Here is a 20654-nt window from a genome sequence, read left to right as displayed (position 1 = left end):
CTAGCGTCGGCGCCAGGAACTGAGGGGACATCGCGGGTGTACGACTTCATCATCATCGGCGCAGGCTCGGCCGGCTGCGTGCTCGCCAACCGCCTGAGCGAGGACCGCGACTGCAAGGTGCTGCTGATCGAGGCCGGGCCGCGCGACAGCAATCCCTTCATCCACATGCCAGCCGGCCTGGCGCGCCTGGCCAACAACCGCCGCATCAACTGGAACTACCTGACCGAGGCCGAGCCGGCCTTGAACGGTCGCCGGCTGTGGTGGCCGCGCGGCAAGGTGCTCGGCGGTTCCAGTTCGATCAACGCCATGTGCTACGTGCGCGGCGTGCCCGCCGACTACGACGACTGGTCGGCCGACGGCGCCGATGGCTGGGACTGGCGCGGCGTGCTGCCGTACTTCCGCCGCAGCGAATGCAACAGCCGCGGCGGCGATGCGCTGCATGGCGGCGACGGCCCGCTGCACGTCTCCGACCTGCGCTACCACAACCCACTCTCGGAGGTGTTCGTGGCCGCCGCGCAGGAGGCGGGCTTTCCGCACAACCCCGATTTCAACGGCCCGCAGCAACAGGGCGTGGGCCTGTACCAGGTCACCCAGAAGAATGGCGCGCGCTGCTCGGCCGCGGTCGCCTACCTGGCGCCGGCGCGCATGCGGGACAACCTGCAGGTGGTCACCGACGCACTGGTGCTGCGCCTGCTGATCGAGGGCGGACGCGTGGTCGGCGTCGCCTATGCGCAGGACGGCCGCGAGGTGCAGGCGCGCGCCGCGCGCGAGGTGCTGCTCAGCGCCGGCGCGGTGAACTCGCCACAGGTGCTGATGCTCTCGGGCATCGGCCCGGCCGACGCGCTGCGCCGCCACGGCATCGCGGTGCAGTTGGACCAGCCGCAGGTCGGCGCCAACCTGCAGGACCACCTGGACGTGTGCACGCTGTATCGCACCCGCCCGGGCATCAGCTACGACCGCCGCAACCAGGCCAAGATCGCCTTCGACTATTTCCTGCGCGGGCACCGTGGCGCCGGCAGCAGCAACATCGCCGAGGCCGGCGCCTTCATCCGCTCGCCGCTGGCGCCGGACGCGCGCGCCGATATCCAGATGCACTTCGTGCCGGCGATGCTCGACGACCACGGCCGCAATCGCCTGCCCGGCGACGGCTTCACCCTGCACGCCTGCCACCTGCAGCCGCGCAGCCGTGGCCGCATCGCGCTCAACGACGCCGACCCGCGCACGCCGGCGCGGATCCAGGCCAACTACCTGAGCGACCCCGACGGTTTCGACCTGCGCATGCTGGTGGAATGCGCGCGCCTGGCGCGGCACATCCTGCAGCAGCCGGCGTTCGATGCCTGGCGCGGCGCGCCGCTGCTGCCGGCGCGCGAGGATCTGGACGAGGCCGGGCTGATCGCCTTCATCCGCGCCAAGGCCGAAACCATCTATCACCCGATCGGCACCTGCCGGATGGGCAGCGACGCGCAGGCGGTGGTCGATCCGCAGCTGCGCCTGCGCGGGCTCGACGGCCTGCGCGTGGTCGACGCCTCGGTGATGCCGCGCCTGGTCAGCGGCAACACCAATGGCCCGACGATGATGATCGCCGAGCGCGCCGCCGACCTGATCCGTGGGCGCATGGTCCTGCGGGAGGGGTGAGGCGGCTGCTGTGGGGGCGGTGCCGCAATGGCTGGCGGCGGCGATTGCCAACCGTTGCTACGGTGGTTCTGCTAGTGCCCGGGTCACCGTACCCTCACCCCAACCCCTCTCCCGGGGGGAGAGGGGCTAGAAGCGGCGCCCGCCGCGGATGGATGGCCCCGCGACGGCCTTGCGCGGCACGGCGATTGCATGTCCATCGGCATCCGCCGCAGTCCACGCCGCCCCTCGCTGGCGGGCCTGCGCACCCCGTCCGACGCGGGAAATCCCCAGCAGGATCAAGGCGATGCCTATTCATCTTCTCCCAGTTTGTGCATTCGAGAAATCCGGCGCTAGAATCGTGGCCGGCAGCACCTCACAGGCCTCAGGCGCAATGACACAGAACAGCAGGCACCGGCTCCTTCGACCGGTGGCAACCGGGTTGCTCGGGGCATTGCTGCCCTTTGCGATGTCCTCCACCGCACAGACGCCGGCGCCCGCGCAACCGCTGCCGCCGCCGCTGCACACCGAAGCCACGCGCTACACCTCGCCGACCCAGCCGCTGCCCTACCGCGCCTCGCTCACCCAGAGCCAGGTGCTGCCGCTGGCCAGGGACTTCGACGTCGCCGCGCTGGAGTCTGTGGCCGAACAGTTGACCTATGGCGAGCGCGTGCCCGGCCTGGCGATGGCCATCGTGCACAACGGCCAGGTGCTCAGCGCGCGCGGCTACGGCGTCACCGACGTCAACCGTCCCGAGCCGGTCGATGCGCACACCGTGTTCCGCCTGGCCTCGCTGTCCAAGGCGTTCGCCGGCACCATGGCCGGCCTGCTGGTCAACGACGGCACCCTGCGCTGGGACAGCAAGGTCGTCGACTACGTGCCTGGCTTCCAGCTCAGCGATCCGGTGGCCACGCGCCAGTTGAACGTCGCCGACCTGCTCAGCCACCGCGTCGGTCTCACCTACAACGCCTACGACCGCGACGTCGAATCCAACCTCGACTACTACACGCTCAGCCACAAGCTGGCCTATGCGCCGCTGAAGTGCGCGCCGGGCGAGTGCTACGCCTACCAGAACGTCGCCTTCAGCCTGATCGGCGACGTGGTGTTCGCCGCGTCCGGCAGCTTCTACGAGCAGTCGGTGGAGCGCCGCATCTTCAAGCCGCTGGGCATGAACGACGCCAGCATGGGCCTGGCCGGCATCCAGGCCAGCCCGCGCTGGGCGCGCCCGCACGTGCGCAGCCGCAACGGCTGGGTCTCGCTGACGCCCAAGCCGACCTACTACCGCCTGGCGCCCGCCGCCGGCGTCAACGCCAGCATCAGCGACATGGCGCAGTGGCTGATCGCGCAGACCGGGCATCGCCCGGACGTGCTGCCGGAGCCGCTGCTGGCGACCCTGCACGCACCGCTGATCCTCACCCCGGGCGAGATGCGCTCGGGCTGGCGCCGCGCGCGGGTCAACTCGGCCAGCTACGCGCTGGGCTGGCGCGTGTTCGACTACTCCGGCCACCAGGTGATCTTCCATGCCGGCGCGGTGCAGGGCTACCGGGGCCTGATCGCGCTGGTGCCGGAACGCGACTTCGCTGTGGCGATCCTGTGGAACGGCGAAAGCGGCCTGCCCTCGGGCCTGCTGCCGACCGTCCTCGACCGCGCGATCGGCCTGCCGGCGCAGCGCTGGCTGGACGTGGACACCGACTTCGGCAGCGACAACCTGATGGCCGAGCGTCCGGACCCGAAGGACAAGAAGGGCGCGTCCTCGTCCAAGTCGGTGGCCTCGCCGCACTGAGCGCGGTGTCCCGCAGCATCCTCGCAGAAGGCGGCGCAAGCCGCCTTTCTGCTGTCTGCAGGTGTGGATGCGCTGCAGACAGCTCGTGCCCCGCCATCGCCGGATGTGCGCTGTTCCAGTTGCGGCGATGCGGCCATGGGGCGGCACGGTCACGTCGCGGCAGCGCGGCGTCGCAACGGCCGACGGCAATCCACGACGAACGATCGGCGACGGCCACAGCCACAGCCACAGCCACAGCGGAACAGGGTGGAGGGCGCCTGCATGCGGCCGCTCCAGCCGTGCGCCATCCCTCTCCACAACCACGCAAGACGCACGCTGCGCTTCGCTGCGTCGTCCGCGATCCCGCATCTGGCGGACAGCACGCGCCCTGCGGCGCCGTCCCGCTGCCGCCGCCGGCATGCTGGCGGCTAGATGTAGCACCGCACGCAAGCAATGGGCAGCGCGCATCGCGCCTGCCGTCCATGCAACCGGCGAAGACCAATGACCTATCGAGCGTTCGGCGTGGCGCACTGGCGCGCCGCGGCGCACGCTACGAACAGCACGCAGAGCACGCACGGCGCACGATGCCTCGACGGATCCGCGGACGCCAGGCATTCTCGATTCCTCCCGCAGCCGCGCATCGCGGCGGTCAGGTGGTCTTCGTCAGGGTGTGTGCATTCACTTGGGTGCGCCTCCCCTTGCCTGCCGCCCACCGGCGTGGCGTGACAGGCGTGTCGCCGTGACGCAGTCGCTCACCGCACCCGCCTGCTCGCGCGTTCGCCGAGGCGGTACGCGCACGTCGGGAAGACCTGATGGATGCGCGCCATCAACTGGCACCCGACCCGAAGCGGCGGCCCGACGTGCAGGTTCGCTCCCGATACGAGACACATAGGCGGAATGCTTATCGCTGTGGCGGAGGTCGCTCCCGCTCCCCGCCTGCTCACGCGTGGTGCGCACGTGGTTGCCGAGGCGGCACGCGCACGTCGGGAAGTCCCGACGCCCGACGGATGTACCACCATCGCCACAGGCGTCCGACAACGCAGCGATGGCACGACGTGCAGTCGCGATCTGGATGGGAGGTGCACAGGCAGAACACCTATGGCGACTGACGAATCAGCGCACAGGGGACCGTCGAAGTGAGTTGAGACGGGCGCACGCAGCAGGTGCTGCCAGTCAGCGATGCGCGGTACGAGACGCACGGCACAACGCCGACGTCGCGACCTTGCAGGCAAGGCACAGAGGGCGCTCGGCGTGGGTTGAGGCAGAGGGACGCGGCAGGCGCCGCCAGTCAGCGGTACGCGGGTAGAAACGCACAGGCACGGTGTCCACGTCGCGACCTGGCATGCGGGGCGGGGCGCAGAGGACAGCCTGCGTGGTTGAGACAGGCGGGACGTCCAGGCGTCGCTAGTCAGCCGCGCTCAGTGCGAGTCGCAAAGACACTGTCCACATCGCGACCTGCAATCGGGGCGCAGAGGACGGTCGGCGTGGATTGGGACAGGCGGCGCCGCGGATGCGGCCGGGTCCAGACGTAGGCTGCGATCGCGCACGGCAAGCCACCGCAAATAAAAAACTCCCTCCCCGCTGGGCACCGGGGAGAGAGTCTAGGAACAGCGATCGGGATGGATCAGATCAGCGGCGCGGGCGTTGCCGGCAGCGCGACCGGAGCGGCCTTCTTCTTGCGAGCGGCCGGCTTCTTCTTCGCCACGGTCTTCTTGGCGGTGGCCTTCTTCGCAGTTGCCTTCTTCGCGGCCGGCTTCTTGGCAGCCGACTTCTTCACCGTCTTCTTCGCCGCGGTCTTCTTGGTCGCAGCCTTCTTCGCGGTCTTCTTCACCGCCTTCTTGGCGACGGCCTTCTTCGCGGTCTTCTTGGTGGCGGCCTTCTTTGCCGTCTTCTTCACTGCCTTCTTGGCAACGGCCTTCTTGACCGCCTTCTTCACCTTGGCGACCTTCTTGGCCACCTTCTTGGCGACCTTCTTGACCGCCTTCTTTACCGAAACCTTCTTCGCTGCCGGCTTCTTGGCGGCAGTCTTCTTGACCGCCTTCTTAGCGGCCGGCTTTTTCGCAGCTTTTTTCGTCGCCATGGGATGGCTCCTCGTCAGTGAACTATGGATTGAAAATGCCCAGTTAAAGCAACCTCGCGGCGATGCTCCGCCTGCGGGAACCGCCGGCGCGCGCTGCGGGCCGGATCGGATACAGAAACACCCGTACCGAATGTCGATACGGGTGCGATGCCAGGGGAGACGTTGCGTTTCTCGGAGGGAAGCGACTCCAACTCCACCATCTTCGGGTTCCTGGCGGATGTCCAAGTTGTGCTTCGCGTTTTGATGTCGATCCGATTCACTCGCTTGCGCAGCAACGTCTGCTGGGCGAAACCTAATCACGGTTTTTTTTACTGTCAACACTTCTGCGCAAATTTTTTTTCGCTGGCGCGCGCGCCGCGTCCGCCGCACGCCACGCCGGCCGCCTCGCCGATGCCGCCGAGCGTCGCTGCCGATACCGCAAGGAAATCGGCGCATGCAAAAAAAGCAGGGAAATTTCCGTGTTTTCTGCAACGACGCACTGCCGCCATCGCGTTGCGGACAGGCATCGGCGACGCGTCGGCGGCAACTGCGACGGTGCGCGCCAGCCTGTCCGCTAGCTGAAAAAAAATTTCGCGACCGCGTGCGGTTCCGGCATCGCACAAGTGCAAATGCGCAAAAGTGCGCAAACTTTTTTGCGTCGTGCGGCGACCTCGACGCGCGCGATGCGTCGCGTACCGCGTCGCCGAGACGCGACACATCGCACCACCGCGGCACGCCCTGCACACACGTCGCCGACACACCGCCACGCATGCGACTGCCCTCGTCCACTTCCACTCGTGCTTCCACCGATGCCGTCGCATGGGTGTGTCGACCGGCGCGGATCGCACAGGTCACCGGCTGACGCCGGCACACACCGCGCCGTCGCACATCGGCGACGTGCGAAGCGCGCGCCACGTCGCCACTGCCCGCGTCGCTACCCCACGTCGCGCCCTGCATGCCGTGCTGCATCTGCGCCGCGTCGGAAAACCGGCACCGACCGAAGCGTGGATCGCATGCATCAGCTACCTACAGCCAGGTCGAACGCGTTGCCCTCGCGGTGCTGCCCGGCGACGACCTCACATCGTCTTCGCAGCGACGCACGCGGCGACGCCGGCGACGCGGGTTCCGGGATAGCCATGCAAAGAATGGCGCCGCCGACGCGCGGACGGTGGAGACCGCACCGCGCGGCGCCCAAAAAGAAACCGGCCGCACTGGGCGGCCGGTTCGGGTGTCGCGACGGGCAGTCGGCTCAGTGGCCGTCTTCCTCGAGCAGTTCGGCGTACTCGTCCGGCGACAGCAGTTCGTTCAACTGCTCGGCATCGTCCGCTTCCAGCACCAGGATCCAGCCTTCGCCGTAGGCGTCTTCGTTGATCGTTTCCGGCTTGTCGCTCAGCGCGGTGTTGACCTCGACCACCTTGCCGCTCAGCGGGCTGTACACGTCCGAGGCGGCCTTGACCGACTCGACCACGGCCACGCCGTTGCCGGCTTCGACGTGATCGCCGACGTTCGGCAGTTCGACATAGACCAGATCGCCGAGCAGGCCCTGGGCATGGTCGGAGATGCCGATGGTCACGCGACCGTTACCTTCGACGCGGGCCCACTCGTGGGACTTGAGGAATTTGAGGTCGCCAGGGATCTCGCTCATGGGGCTGCTCCGGAAGAAGACGGTATCGAGGATGGGAGGCTAGTGTAGCGAACCGCGCGCGCGGGAACGATGGCGCGCGCGCCGCGGTCGCGGCCCGGACTCAGCCGAGCACGCCGGGCTGGACCTGGCCTTCGCGCACGAACGGGAACTTGACCACGCGCACCGGCACTTCCTTGCCGCGGATGTCCACGCGCACCGCGCCCGGCTCACCGGCCGGCACCCGCGCGAAGGCGATCGCCTTGCCCAGCGTCGGCGAGAAGGTGCCGGACAGGATCTCGCCGTCGCCGTTGGCGGTCAGCACCTTCTGCCCGTGGCGCAGCACGCCCTTCTCGTCCATCACCAGGCCGATCATCTGCCGCGGCGCGCCGCCGGCCTTCTGCGCCTCGAGCACGGCGCGGCCGATGAAGTCGCGGCCCTCGTCGAGGGTGACGGTCCAGGCCAGCGCGGCCTCGTAGGGCGAGACGCTGTCGTCCATGTCCTGGCCGTAGAGGTTCATGCCCGCTTCCAGGCGCAGCGTGTCGCGCGCGCCCAGGCCAGCCGGCTTGACCCCGGCAGCGATCAGCGCATCCCAGAACGCAGGCGCCTGCTCTTGCGGCAGCACGATCTCGAAGCCGTCCTCGCCGGTGTAGCCGGTGCGCGCGACGAACAGCGGCACGCCGTCGATCGAGGTCGCCTCGATCGCGGCGAAGCGGCCGAGCTTCTGCGCCGCGGCACGGTCCTGCTCGCGCAACAGGCCGATCGCCTTGGCGCGCGCGTTCGGCCCCTGCACCGCGATCATCGCGAAGTCGTCGCGCTCGCGGACCTGCACGCCGAACGCCTGCGCCTGCTCGCCGATCCACGCCAAGTCCTTGGCGCGGGTGGCGGCGTTGACCACCAGGCGGAAGAACGCATCGGACATGTAATAGACGATCAGATCGTCGATCACCCCGCCCTGCGGGTTGAGCATGCAGGTGTACAGCGCCTTGCCCGGCGCCTTCAGCTTGTCCACCGAATTGGCCAGCAGATGGCGCAGGAACGCGCGGACCTGCTCGCCGTGCAGATCGACCACGGTCATGTGGCTGACGTCGAACATGCCGGCGTCGCCGCGCACCTGGTGGTGTTCGTCGATCTGCGAGCCGTAGTGGATCGGCATGTCCCAGCCGCCGAAGTCGACCATCTTGGCGCCGAGGGCGCGATGGCTGTCGTTGAGGATGGTCTTCTGGGTCATGGCGCGGGTCCGTGAGAAAAGTCCCCCATTATCGCTGGCGTGGAGCCGGGAGTGGGGAGTCGGGATTGGGGATTCGTAAGAGCGGCTGTCCTGGATCCGAAGGACTGGCGCTCGATCACGCAGTGCCGTAGGAGCGGCTTCAGCGAAGGCTGGGATTGGGGAGTCGGGATTTGGGATTCGCAAGAGCGGCCTTCCTGGACCCGAAGGACTGGCGCTCGATCGCGCAGCGCCGCAGGAGCGGCTTCAGCGAAGGCTGGGATTGGGGATTCGGGATTGGGGATTCGTAGGGGCGGCCGTCCCGATCCGAAGGACTGGCGCCCGATAACGCACTACGCAGGAACAGGTTCAGCCGCGACCTGCCATCGATCTCGGGTCGCGGCTGAAGCCGCTCCTGCGAATCCCCAATCCCGACTCCCCAATCCCGGCTTTCAAGCAGCCTGGACGAGCAGCGTCATGCCGTCCACGCCGACGATACGCACCGCGCTGCCCGCGGGCAGGTCGGGGCCGCCGACCACCCAGAACGCATCGTCGACCTTGGCGCGGCCGCGGCCACCGTGGATCGGCTGATCCAGGATCACCACGCGGCCGATCAATTGCTCGGCGCGGCGGTTGAGCAGCGGCTGGTCACTGGCCCGGCCGCGGTTGCGGAACCAGGTGCGATACACCTGGATCGAGACGAAGCTCAGCACCACGAACGCGCCGACCTGCAGCAGCAGGGAGATGTCCGGGAACACCAGTACCGCAAGAAACACCGCTGCGGCGGCGAAGCCCATCCACAGCATGAAGGCGCCCGGCGCCAGCGATTCGGCCGCGAACAGCAGCAAGGTCAGGGCACCCCAGGCCACCACCTCAATGCGCATGGCTCAGACTCCGTTGCGCGGCGGCACGCGCGGCACCGCCGGCGGGGTGGTCTGCTTGTTCAGCGCCTCGCGTGCCAGTTCGGCGATGCCGGCGATCGAACCGATGATGCCGCTGGACTCCATCGGCATCAGCACGAACTTCTGGTTCGGCGCGGTGGCCAGTTCCTTGAACGCCTCCACGTACTTCTGCGCGATGAAGTAGTTGATCGCCTGCACGTCGCCCTCGGCGATCGCCTTGGACACCATCGCCGTCGCCCGCGCTTCGGCTTCGGCCAGGCGCTCGCGCGCCTCGGCGTCGCGGAACGCGGCTTCCTTGCGGCCTTCGGCCTCCAGCACCGCCGCCTGCTTCTCGCCGTCGGCGCGCAGGATCTCCGACTGCCGCGAGCCCTCCGCTTCGAGGATCTGCGCGCGCTTCTCGCGCTCGGCCTTCATCTGCCGGGCCATCGAGTCGATCAGGTCGCGCGGCGGCTGGATATCGCGGATCTCGATGCGGGTGACCTTGATGCCCCACGGATTGGTGGCATGGTCGACCACGTTCAACAGCTGCGCGTTGATGGTCTCGCGCTGGCTCAGCGACTCGTCCAGGTCCATCGAGCCGATCACGGTACGGATGTTGGTCTGCACCAGCGCGATGGTGGCGATCTCCAGGTTGGACACTTCATACGCCGCCTTGGCGGCATCCAGCACCTGGAAGAACACCACGCCGTCCACCCGCACCACCGCGTTGTCCTTGGTGATGACGTCCTGGCTGGGCACGTCCAGCACCTGTTCCATCATGTTGACCTTGCGGCCCACGCCATACATCCACGGGATCAGGAAGTGCAGGCCGGGCGAGAGCGTGTGGGTGTAGCGGCCGAAGCGCTCCACCGTCCACTGGAAGCCCTGCGGCACCATGCGCACGGTCTTGAACAGCACCACCACGCCGAAGAACAGGATCACCAGCGTGAGGAAGAAGGTAGACGGCATCAGGTTGCTCCATTAACCAGAATAAGGAATCGAATCGGCAGTATAGCCAGCGCAGGCGCACGTGCCGGTCACCAGCGGATGCGGCCCAGCAGCATGTCCTTGAACATCACCCAGTCGCCGGCGAGCGAGTACAGCGGGTGCTTGAAGGTGGCTGGCCGGTTCTTCTCGAACACGAAATGGCCGATCCAGGCGCAGCCGTAGCCGCAGACCGGCGCCGCCCACAGCCAGCGCGGCTGGCCGGTGCACAGTGCCAGCAGCAGGCTCGCCAGCACGCCGAGGCTGCCGACGAAATGCAGCCGTCGCGACACCCGATGCCGGTGCTCGCTCAGATAGAACGGATAGAACTCACGGAAGCTGGCGAAGCGGCGCATGCGATGGCCCTCCCGAGGCAACGCAGGCGTCCAGCATACGCCGGGAGCGCGGGTGTCGCTCGCAGCGCACGGATGCGACGCGCAGGTGCGGTCGCCGGATGTGCTCACGCAAGAGACCGCAGCGCCGCACCAGGCATGTCTACGATTCGGTGACCGCATGGAAACCGCCCACCTGCAAAGAACTGCTGCAGGGCACAACGCCTCGGAAGCGGGACACGTCATCGCGTTGCGGGCAAGGCGTCGGGTCATCTCCATTCACGCGCTGCGCAGCGCCAACGCAGCGGGACGTGCGGTGAGTTTCGCAGGAACGGGTTCAGCCGCTACACGACTCGCCGATGGCACGTTGCGCCGCTGCAGAGCACCGCCAATCGCAACGAAATGTGTCCTGTAGGAGCGGCTTCAGCCGCGAAGGGCTTTACCGGGAACGCCCGTCGCGGCTGAAGCCGCTCCTACGCGCTGGCCGGCCTCTCGTTGTCGCAAGACAGCCTGCCGCGCAGACCTCAGCCCTGGCGTGGCGCGAACATGATCACCGCCATGCCGAGCAGGCACAGCCCGGCGCCGAGCAGGTCCCAGCGCGTGGGGCGCATCCCCTGCACCGTCCACAACCACAGCAAGGCGACGGCGACATAGACGCCGCCGTAGGCCGCGTAGACGCGGCCGCTGGCGGCCGGATGCAGGGTCAGCAGCCAGACGAAGGCCGCCAGGCTGCCTGCGGCCGGCAACAGCAGCCAGGCGCTGCGCTGTTCGCGCAGCCAGAGATAAGGCAGGTAGCAGCCGACGATTTCCGCGACGGCGGTCAGCACGAACAGCAGCAGCGTCTTCATCCGGCTGCGGCGCGCTCTTCGTCCTTGGCGCGCTGCCAGTACGCCTCCTGCTCCATCAGGGCCAGGCCGTCCAGCGCACCACCGTCCTGCTGCGCCAGCCGCTCCATCGCGCGGAAGCGGCGCTCGAACTTGAGGTTGGCGTGGCGCAGCGCGGCGCCGACATCGACCTCGGCGTGCCGCGCCAGGTTGGCGCAGACGAACAGCAGGTCGCCGATCTCGTCCTGCAGCCGTGCCGGATCGGCCGCGGCGCCCTGTGCCAGTTCCGCGCGCACTTCCTCGAGTTCTTCCTGCACCTTGTCCAGCACCGGCGCCGGGCCGGGCCAGTCGAAGCCGACCCGCGCCGCGCGCGACTGCAGCTTCAGCGCACGCTGCCATTCCGGCAGCCCGCGCGCGATGCCGGCCAGCGCCGAGCCGTCTCGCTCGCCGGCGGCGGCGCGCTCGGCGCGCTTGATCTCTTCCCACTTCAGCGTCTGCTGCTGGGCATCGGCGACCTGGCTGTCGCCGAACACGTGCGGGTGGCGGCGCACCATCTTGTCGCAGATCGCCGCGACCACATCGTCGAAGCCGAACGCCCCCTGCTCGCGCGCCATCTGCGCATGGAACACCACCTGCAGCAGCAGATCGCCGAGTTCGTCCTTCAGCCCGGCCAGATCCTGGCGGTCGATCGCGTCGGCCACTTCGTAGGCCTCTTCGATCGTGTACGCGGCGATGCTGGCGAAATCCTGCTCCAGATCCCAGGGGCAGCCCCGCGCGGGATCGCGCAGGCGCGCCATGATGTCGAGCAGGGCGGGAAGGTCGTAGCGGGCTGGAGTCACGGGCAGGTTCCGATGCGACGGCACCGCTGCCGCCTGCCGCCTAGTGTGGCAGAGCGCGCGCCATGCAGCGCGCGCTCGCGGCGCGGCTCAGCCCAGCCAGTCGCGCCAGGGCAGCGCCGGATCGCCCAGCGCCACGAAGTCGCCGTTGAGCAGCGATTCGCGGCGGTTGTAGCGGAACGGCTTGCCGGTCGCGGCGGCCAGCAGCGCACCGCCGGCGGCCTGCAGCACGCACTGCCCGGCGGCGGTGTCCCACTCCGAGGTCGGGCCGAAGCGCGGGTACACGTCCAGGTCGCCGTCGGCGATCCGGCAGAACTTCAGCGAGGAACCCTGCGCGACGAGTTCGATCTCGCCCATGCGCTGCAGCAGCGCGTCGGTGCGCGCGTCGCGGTGCGAACGGCTCGCCGCCACGCGCAGCGGCGCGGTGGCCGGCCGGCGGGTGTTCAACGCGGTATCGCGAAAGCCTTCGCGACGGTACGCCTGCTCGCCACGCACCGCATGCCAGACGCGGCCGTCCACCGGTGCCTGGACCACGCCGAACACCGGCGCACCCTGGTGGATCAGGGCGATGTTGACGCTGAACTCGCCATTGCGCTTGACGAACTCGCGGGTGCCGTCGAGCGGATCGACCAGCCAATAGGTGGTCCAGTGCTCACGCACCTCCCACGGAATCTGCGCCGATTCCTCGGACAGCACCGGCAGGTCCGGGGTGAGCCGTTCCAGGCCTTCGACGATGATCTGGTGCGCGGCCAGGTCGGCCTGGGTCAACGGACTGGCATCGGCCTTGTGCTCCACCTCGAAGCCGGTGGCGTAGACGGACATGATCGCCGCGGCGGCATCGATGGCGATGGCGATCACGGTTTCGCGCAAATCACTGGTCAGACGGATCATTCGGCGCGACCCAGCCACTCGCGGGCAATGAACAGCGCCGCCAGCGAACGCCCCTCGGAAAAATCTTCACGCAACATCAGTTGATCCAGTTCAGCCAATTTCCAGGGCACCACTTCCAATTCCTCCGGCTCGTCGCCGGCTAGTCGTTCGGGATAGAGATCTTGCGCGAGCACCAGCCACGACTGGTGGCTCATGTAGGTCGGCGCCAGGGTCATCGCGCGCAGCACGCGCAGTTGCCGCGCGCCGTAGCCGGCCTCTTCCTTGAGCTCGCGGTCGGCCGCCTGCAGCGGGGTCTCGCCGGCATCGATGCGGCCCTTGACCAGGCCCAGCTCGTAGCGGTGCACGCCGGCGGCGTATTCGCGCACCAGCAGCACGGTCTGCGCATCCAGCATCGGCACCACCACCACCGCGCCGTGGCCCGGCGCCTTGAGCCGGTGGAACACGCGGCGTTCGCCGTTGCTGAATTCCAGGTCCAGCTCCTCGACCTGGCGCTCGGCAGCGGTTTCGCTGCGCGCGCGCACGGCGTGGATGACCGGCAACGGCCGGGTCACGCCGGCACCCTGCGGCGCCGGGCGGCGTCGATCGATAGAATGCGCTGAGCGAAGAACCTGTTCATGAGCGCGAAATGCTATCAGACCTGACCGCAGCACAGATGGCCGACGCGTGGCGCACGCGTGATCTGGCCGTGCTTTGGCACCCGTGCACGCAGATGCGCGAGCACCCCGATACCCTGCCCCTGGTGCCGATCGCACGTGGCGAAGGCGCCTGGCTGATCGACCACGGCGGCCGCCGCTACCTGGATGCGGTGAGCAGCTGGTGGACCAACCTGTTCGGCCACGGCGAGCCGCGCATCGCCGCCGCCATCGCCGCCCAGGCCACGCAACTGGAGCAGGTGATGCTGGCCGGCTTCAGCCACGAACCGGCGGTGCTGCTGGCCGAACAGCTGCTGGCGCTGGCGCCGCGCCAGGAGGGGCGCGCGCCATTGGCCAAGGTGTTCTATGCCGACAACGGCTCGGCCGGCGTGGAAGTGGCGCTGAAGATGGCCTTCCACTATTTCCAGAACCGCGGCGAGCCGGGGCGCACCCGCTTCGTCGCGCTGGAGAACGGCTACCACGGCGAGACCATCGGTGCGCTGTCGGTCGGCGACATCCCGCTGTACCGGCGGGTGTACGCGCCGCTGCTGGCCGAGGCGCTGTTCGCGCCCTCGCCCGACGCCTACCAGGCCGCGCCCGGGCAGAGCGCGCGCGAACGCGCCGAAGCCGCCGCCGATGCGCTGGCCGACCTGTTCGACCGCCATCCCGGCGAGATCTGCGCGGTGATCCTGGAACCGCGCCTGCAGTGCGCCGGCGGCATGCGCATGCACGATCCGGCCTATCTGCGCCGGGCGCGCGAACTGTGCGACGCCAACGGCGCCTTCCTGATCGCCGACGAGATCGCCACCGGTTTCGGCCGCACCGGCACCCTGTTCGCCTGCGAGCAGGCCGGGGTGATGCCGGACCTGCTGTGCCTGTCCAAGGGCCTCACCGGCGGCTTCCTGCCGCTGTCGGCGGTGCTGGCCACCCAGCATCTGTACGACGCCTTCCTCGACGACAGCCGCGAGCGCGCCTTCCTGCATTCGCACAGCTACACCGGCAATCCGCTGGCCTGCGCGGCGGCGCTGGCGTCGCTGCGGATCCTGCAGGAGGACGACGTGATCGCGCGCAACCGCAGCACCGCCGAAACCATGCGCGCGCTGTCGGCCCCGTTCGCCGAGCATGCGCACGTGGCCGACGTGCGCCAGGCCGGCATGGTGGTGGCGTTCGAACTCACCCGCAACGGCGACAAGCGCACACCTTTCCCTGCGTCCGCGCGCGTCGGCCTGCACGCCTACCGCGCCGCGCTGGAGCGCGGGGTGGTGCTGCGTCCGCTCGGCGACGTGCTGTACTGGATGCCGCCGTACTGCGTGGACGCCGCGCAACTGGCGCTGCTGGCCGAAACCACCCTGGCGGCGATCGACGAGGCGGTGGCATGCGCCTGACCCGCTGCCACGTGGACCTGCCGCTGCACGCCGGCGCCGAACTGAGCCTGCCGGAGGACGTCGCCAATCACCTGCTGCGCGTGCTGCGGCTGCGCGAAGGCGATCCCTGCGTGCTGTTCAACGGCGACGGCTGCGATTACGACGCCGAACTGCTGCAGGCCGGCAAGCGCAACGCCAGCGTGCGCATCGGCGCAGCGCGGCCGGCCGACAACGAGTCGCCGCTGGCGATCACCCTGCTGCAGGGCGTGGCGCGCGGCGAGAAGATGGACCTGATCCTGCAGAAGGCCACCGAGCTCGGCGTCGCCGCGATCGTGCCGGTGTGGGCCGAGCGCACCGAAGTGAAGCTGGATGCGGCGCGGGTGGACAAGCGCGTGGCGCACTGGCGCAGCGTGGTGATCTCGGCCTGCGAACAGTCCGGCCGCGCGCGCGTGCCGCAGTTGAGCCCGCCGCTGGCGCTGGCCGACGCCGCGCGCGCCGCGGCGGACAGCCCGTGCCGGCTGATCCTGGATCCGCAGGGCGAACACCGGCTGCGCTCGCTGGACATCGGCGGCGACGCGGCGACGATCGCGATCGGCCCGGAAGGCGGCTGGTCGCCGCGCGACCGCACCACGCTGGAGACGGCAGGTTTCGTCGGCCTGCGCCTGGGCCCGCGCATCCTGCGCACCGAGACCGCCGGCCTGGCCGCGATCGCGGCGCTGCAGGCGCACCACGGCGACCTGTGAGTTCGCATACGCGATGACGTAACCAGCGACGCCACGCCGGTGGCACCGCGGGCGCTCGCGCCGCTGGAAGCGAGAGGAATCCCAGGGAATTCGACAGCGCCCGACCCGTGACCTGCACAGGAACGGACGTGGCTCCCTACTCGGCCTGCACGTCACCCCGCAGGCGCGATCGCAGCGGCAACAGGCGCTGCTGGCGTGGAGGACATATATAAGTGTCTGCGCGACGCGCTCAACCGCAGGGCGCGCATCCATCGGCGCGGCCATCGCCGCGCCAGGCTCAGTGACGCTGCTGCAGGAACCAGTTCGCCGCGCCGATCACCCCGAGCTGGCCGTGTTCGACCAGCTTCACGGGGATCTGCTCCAGCGCCGGACGCATCGCGCCCTTGTTCAAGTAGCGCTCGACGAAACTGCTGGCGGACAGGAACGCGCCGATCTGCGGCAGGAAACCGCCGGCCAGGTAGATGCCGCCCTGCACGCCGTACAGCAGCGCCATGTCGCCGATCACGCTGCCGAGCAGGCCGCAGAACGCCGACAGCGCCTCGTGCGCCAGTGGATCGCCGCCGGCCAGGGCGGCCGCGGTGATGTCGCCCGGTGCGGCATGCGCGGGCGTGGCGCCACGCAGGTCGCACAACACGCGATAGAGATTGAGCAGGCCCGGGCCGGACAGGAAATGCTCCATCGGCACATAGGGGCGATCGCGCAACAGGCGCTGCGCCAGCGCCAGTTCCAGATCGTTGCCGATCGGCAGCGCGGCATGGCCGGCTTCGGTGGGCAGCACCACGGCGCCGCCATGGGTGGGAATCCACACTGCGGCGCCAAGACCGGTGCCCGGACCGATCACCAACGCCGGCCCGCGCTGCGCCTTGCGCGGCCCGGTCAGATGCAGCACTTCGCTGGCGTCCATCGACGCCGCCGCATACGCCACCGCTTCGAAATCGTTGACCAGATGCAGCGCCTTCAAACCCAGGCGTTCGCGGATCTCCGGGGGCGACAGCGTCCACGGCAGATTGGTGGTGATGACGCGGCCATCCTCGAGCGCATAACCGGCGCTGGCGATCACCCCGCGGGTCGGCTTCGGGCCCTGCACCTGGTCCAGAAACTCGCCGATGATCTCGGCCAGACCGGGATAGTCGGCGCAGCGGTACTTGCGGTAATCCAGCACATCGACGGACGGCGCCGGGCTGGCATCGGCAGCGCGCGCGACCAGGCCGATCCGGACATGGGTTCCGCCTACATCGGCAGCAATGAAGGGCTCGGCGCGCGGCACGGCCGCTGCCACTGATGAACTGCTTGCGGACACGTCTTCTCCCGTTGCGCCAGAGCAGGCGCACGCCGATTCGGCCGATTGATCGATCGAGTGTCCGATCACCCTGACAACGTTGTCAAGATGAATTTCACAGCCTTGTCGTTTTGTCTTCATCGCCTCGACTTCATGCGGCCGATCGCCTTGTGATGTGGATGGCCGCTGGTCGCCATCCGTTGCATGGGTGAACATCCGTCGCAAAACTTCGCCGCATTGCACAAATTTCTGCGACCTGTCCGACACCCCGGCGGCCCTTGCCACGCATGGGCCCGTCGGCCGCGATGCCGGTGTCGCACACGTGTTCGGCCATGTTTTCTTTTGTAGACAAGCACCTAGAGCGGGCGCCGGACACCCCGTGAAAGCCTCTGGAAAGATGCCGCAGCGAGCCTCGCTTGCAATCGTCAAAACCGCGTGAAACGGGTGTTGACAACGCTGTCAGCGCTACGACAGACTCGGCTCACACAAGTTTTACAACTTCAAGACATGCCACGTTCAGGGGATTCAGACACAGCGACGCATCGCCGCTCCTCCCGCGCCAAGTGGCAGGACGCGCGCTGACGCTGCGGGCGGCATCCCCCGAACCGACGAGACCACGCCCGATGCCGGGCACGGACGCAGCGCGCCCGGACCAGGCAGCAGGTGCACTGCTTCATTGCTGGACTTGGTTGTTACCTGCAGGAACACAGGAAGGACTGGCGCCCTCGATGCCGCCGGTTGGCTACTTCCGCGTCAGCGACCGGACGACGCGCATCGAGATGCGATCCGCGCAGCGCCACCAGGCGCGGCGCCATCCACAAGGCCGGGCAGCGGCCAGCACGCCGGAACATCGGTTGCACCTCATGCCCAAGTACTCACCCAGAGGTTTAGCCAATGAATAGCCGCACCACGACCTTAGCCATCAGCATCATGGCCGCGCTGTACCTGTCCGGTAACGCCGCCGCGCAGGAAGCGCCCGCTTCCGCCAACGCGGATTCCAAGAACGTCCAGCAGCTGGATGCCATCACCGTCACCGGCTACCGCGCCTCGCTGGAGAAGAGCCAGGCGGTGAAGCGCTCGGCCAACTCCATCGTCGATGCGATCAGCGCCGAGGACATCGGCAAGTTCCCGGACACCAATGCCGCCGAGTCGCTGGCGCACCTGCCGGGCATCAGCGTGGACCGCCAGTTCGGCGAAGGCGAGAAGGTCAGCATCAACGGCACCGATCCGGCGCTGAACCGCGTGCTGCTCAATGGCCAGACCATCGCCTCGGGCGACTGGGGCGGCAACCCGACCGACACCAGCGGCCGTACCTTCAACTACACCCTGCTGTCGCCGGAAATCATCGGCCTGATGGAGGTCTACAAGACCCCGGAAGCGCGCATCGACGAAGGCTCGATCGGCGGCACCGTGATCGTGCACACCCGCAAGCCGCTGGACCTGCCGAAGAACACCATCCGCGGCTCGATCGGCTACAACTACAACGACCGCTCGGAAGAAGGCAATCCGCGCGGCTCGGCGCTGTGGAGCTGGAAGAACGACGACGAGACCTTCGGTGCGTTGATCTCCGCCACCCACGACAAGCAGGACCTGTCGCGCGCCGGCATCGAGTTCTTCGGCTACGGCCTCGGCACCACCTACAACGCCGACGGCACGGTTTCCTCGCGGATTAATCCGAACGCGACGATCAATGGCAGCGGCGACATCAATACGGCCAAGTTCCCGGTCGGCATCAATAGCGCCTTCTTCCAGCAGACCCGCGAGCGCAACGGCCTGCAGGGCGCGCTGCAGTGGAAGCCGAACGAGCAGAACGAGTTGAACCTGACCGGCATCTACATCAAGGGCAAGTACAACAACTTCAGCGAATCGCGCTACGTCTGCCCTGGCTGCGGTGACCGCGACAAGTTCACCGAAGCCACGCTCAACAATGGCTACATCGTCGAAGGCAAGCTGTCCGATGCGACTGGCAATGGCCAGCCGTACGCGCAGCTCGACACCAACTACCGCGAAAGCACCGTCACCACCAAGAGCCTGAACCTGCGCCACGACTTCTACGGCGAGAAGTGGGTGTTCACCTCGCAGGTCGGCACCACCGAGGCCACCGGCGGCAAGAACCCCGAGTACCTGATGAAGTACCTGCTGCAGAAGGGCGGCTATAACTTCAACTACGACGGCAGCAACACCGGCGTCACCTACGACAACGGCAGCGCCTCCAACTGGGGCCTGGTCGGTTCGCCGGCTGGTCTGGCGCCCGGCTCCACCGACAAGTCGGCGATGCAGGCCGGCGGCATCTATTACGCCAAGAGCACGGACAAGGAGAAGTACTTCCAGTTCGATGCCGCTCGCGACCTGGATTGGGGCCCGCTGAACAAGCTGCAGGTAGGCTACAAGTACATCAACCACGACAACGGCGTCGATGCTCGCGGCAACCGCATCAACACCACCAACGCGATCTCGCTGACCGACTTCAGCCCCGGCAGCACCCCGAGCGGCCTGTACGACGGCCTGGGCGCCAGCGGCGACCTGACCAACTGGCCGACCGCCAACCTCAACTCGGTGATCAACTACCTGCGCTCGCAGCCGCAGGGGCCGTACAAGCCCGATTACGGCTCCTCGTTCGACGTCAAGGAAATCACCAGCGACCTGTACGCGCAGCTGAACTTCGAGTCCGGTGCCTGGCGCGGCAACCTGGGTGTGCGCTATGTCGACACCAAGGACAAGTCGCAGTTCTGGCAGAGCAACGACGGCGGTGCCACCTACAACCAGACCACGGTGAGCAAGCAGTACTACAAGCCGCTGCCGAGCTTCAACCTGGCCTACGATCTGGACACCGACAAGGTGCTGCGCTTCTCCGTGGCCAAGGTGATGGCACGCCCGCGCTACGGCGATCTGGCCGGCTCGTTCACCATCAACAGCAGCAACGGCAACCTGACCGCCAGTGGCGGCAACCCGGACCTGAAGCCCTACGAGTCGACCAACTACGATCTGGCCGCCGAGTGGTACTTCGCCCCGTCCAGCATGCTGTCGGCGGAAGCGTTCTACCGCGACATCAGCTCGTACATCGTCACCACCACCTCGCAGCAGCAGCTGACCGATGCGGTGAATGGAGTGAGCGGCCTGTTCACGGTGAACTCGCCGATCAACGCTTCCGACGCCAAGGTCAAGGGCGCCTCGCTGAACTACCAGCAGGCCTTCGGCTACGGCTTCGGTCTGCAGGCGAACTACACCTACGCCACCGCCGACACCAGTCCCGGCCTGAACCTGCCGTACCTGTCGAAGAACACCTACAACGTGATCCCCTACTGGGAAAACGGTCCGTGGATGGTGCGCGTCAACTACAGCTACCGCTCCAAGTACTTCACTCAGATCGGCCGACTGGATTCGCAGGTGTTCACCGACGAGTACAAGCAGCTGGATCTGACCGCGTCGTATCAGATCAACGACTGGATGAGCGTGAGCTTCAGCGCGACCAACCTGCTCGACTCGACCTACTACTGGTACAACGAGGTCAAGTACGCGCCGATCGGCATGTACAAAAACGGCCGCGGCTACCAGGCGCAGCTGAACTTCAAGTTCTGATGTAGCACCGGCGCGCCACCGTCCCTCCACGGTGGCGCGCTTTTTCGTG

At 67.9% G+C, this 20654-nt stretch carries 17 protein-coding genes; 5 read left to right on the top strand and 12 right to left on the bottom strand.

Annotation, left to right across the window (positions count from 1 at the left end; all coding sequences use genetic code 11):
- The first annotated feature begins 36 nt into the window (after positions 1-36).
- Entirely contained in the window at positions 37-1635 is a 1599-nt protein-coding gene (locus tag QN245_RS06440; protein ID WP_317844866.1) for a GMC family oxidoreductase, read from the top strand.
- A 370-nt stretch (positions 1636-2005) separates the two neighbouring features.
- Positions 2006-3394, top strand: a complete 1389-nt coding sequence (locus QN245_RS06435; RefSeq protein ID WP_160965548.1) for a serine hydrolase domain-containing protein — start codon at positions 2006-2008, stop codon at positions 3392-3394.
- Positions 3395-4997: 1603 nt separating this feature from the next.
- On the opposite strand, the gene QN245_RS06430 is transcribed toward QN245_RS06435, so the two are convergent.
- From QN245_RS06430 to nudE, 11 genes are all read right to left on the bottom strand, one after another.
- Entirely contained in the window at positions 4998-5453 is a 456-nt protein-coding gene (locus tag QN245_RS06430) for a hypothetical protein (protein ID WP_010344200.1), read from the bottom strand.
- Between the two features lie 314 nt (positions 5454-5767).
- On the bottom strand, positions 5768-6151 hold the full coding sequence (locus QN245_RS06425) for a hypothetical protein (RefSeq protein WP_317844865.1): 384 nt from the start codon (positions 6149-6151) through the stop codon (positions 5768-5770).
- Positions 6152-6681: 530 nt separating this feature from the next.
- Entirely contained in the window at positions 6682-7077 is a 396-nt protein-coding gene (gene gcvH, locus QN245_RS06420) for a glycine cleavage system protein GcvH (protein ID WP_010344201.1), read from the bottom strand.
- A 100-nt stretch (positions 7078-7177) separates the two neighbouring features.
- Complete coding sequence (gene gcvT / locus QN245_RS06415) at positions 7178-8284, bottom strand: glycine cleavage system aminomethyltransferase GcvT (RefSeq protein ID WP_317844864.1); 1107 nt, start codon at positions 8282-8284, stop codon at positions 7178-7180.
- A 428-nt stretch (positions 8285-8712) separates the two neighbouring features.
- Complete coding sequence (locus QN245_RS06410; protein WP_160965556.1) at positions 8713-9144, bottom strand: NfeD family protein; 432 nt, start codon at positions 9142-9144, stop codon at positions 8713-8715.
- A 3-nt stretch (positions 9145-9147) separates the two neighbouring features.
- The gene (locus QN245_RS06405) at positions 9148-10110 is read right to left on the bottom strand and encodes an SPFH domain-containing protein (RefSeq protein WP_160965558.1); all 963 of its coding nucleotides are present in this window, start codon (positions 10108-10110) and stop codon (positions 9148-9150) included.
- A 68-nt stretch (positions 10111-10178) separates the two neighbouring features.
- A complete protein-coding gene (locus QN245_RS06400; protein ID WP_160965560.1) occupies positions 10179-10481 on the bottom strand; it encodes an Mpo1-like protein in 303 nt (100 codons plus the stop codon).
- A gap of 500 nt (positions 10482-10981) precedes the next feature.
- Positions 10982-11305: a YnfA family protein gene (locus tag QN245_RS06395; protein ID WP_160965562.1), complete on the bottom strand. Its 324-nt coding sequence runs from the start codon at positions 11303-11305 to the stop codon at positions 10982-10984.
- The gene (mazG, locus tag QN245_RS06390; protein WP_260302993.1) at positions 11302-12078 is read right to left on the bottom strand and encodes a nucleoside triphosphate pyrophosphohydrolase; all 777 of its coding nucleotides are present in this window, start codon (positions 12076-12078) and stop codon (positions 11302-11304) included. The genes QN245_RS06395 and mazG overlap by 4 nt, the downstream gene beginning before the upstream one ends.
- Before the next feature lie 129 nt (positions 12079-12207).
- Positions 12208-13008, bottom strand: a complete 801-nt coding sequence (gene cysQ, locus QN245_RS06385) for a 3'(2'),5'-bisphosphate nucleotidase CysQ (RefSeq protein WP_160965564.1) — start codon at positions 13006-13008, stop codon at positions 12208-12210.
- Positions 13005-13547 carry an ADP compounds hydrolase NudE gene (gene nudE / locus QN245_RS06380; RefSeq protein WP_202394582.1) on the bottom strand — a complete coding sequence of 181 codons (543 nt, stop codon included), beginning with the start codon at positions 13545-13547 and terminating at the stop codon, positions 13005-13007. Before nudE ends, cysQ begins: the two co-directional genes overlap by 4 nt.
- Positions 13548-13633: 86 nt before the next feature.
- Here nudE and bioA point away from each other — a divergent pair, with 86 nt between their 5' ends.
- Positions 13634-15025: an adenosylmethionine--8-amino-7-oxononanoate transaminase gene (gene bioA, locus QN245_RS06375; protein ID WP_160965568.1), complete on the top strand. Its 1392-nt coding sequence runs from the start codon at positions 13634-13636 to the stop codon at positions 15023-15025.
- Entirely contained in the window at positions 15016-15747 is a 732-nt protein-coding gene (locus QN245_RS06370; RefSeq protein ID WP_317844863.1) for a 16S rRNA (uracil(1498)-N(3))-methyltransferase, read from the top strand. Before bioA ends, QN245_RS06370 begins: the two co-directional genes overlap by 10 nt.
- Positions 15748-16024: 277 nt before the next feature.
- On the opposite strand, the gene QN245_RS06365 is transcribed toward QN245_RS06370, so the two are convergent.
- Entirely contained in the window at positions 16025-17047 is a 1023-nt protein-coding gene (locus QN245_RS06365) for a glucokinase family protein (protein ID WP_317845315.1), read from the bottom strand.
- An 873-nt stretch (positions 17048-17920) separates the two neighbouring features.
- Here QN245_RS06365 and QN245_RS06360 point away from each other — a divergent pair.
- Positions 17921-20605, top strand: a complete 2685-nt coding sequence (locus QN245_RS06360; protein ID WP_317844862.1) for a TonB-dependent receptor — start codon at positions 17921-17923, stop codon at positions 20603-20605.
- Positions 20606-20654: the final 49 nt, after the last annotated feature.

The organism is Xanthomonas rydalmerensis, from assembly GCF_033170385.1.
Classification (GTDB): Bacteria; Pseudomonadota; Gammaproteobacteria; order Xanthomonadales; family Xanthomonadaceae; genus Xanthomonas_A; species Xanthomonas_A rydalmerensis.
The sequence above is the reverse complement of the archived record's forward strand: the minus strand, read 5'-3'. Positions and strand labels throughout refer to the sequence as shown.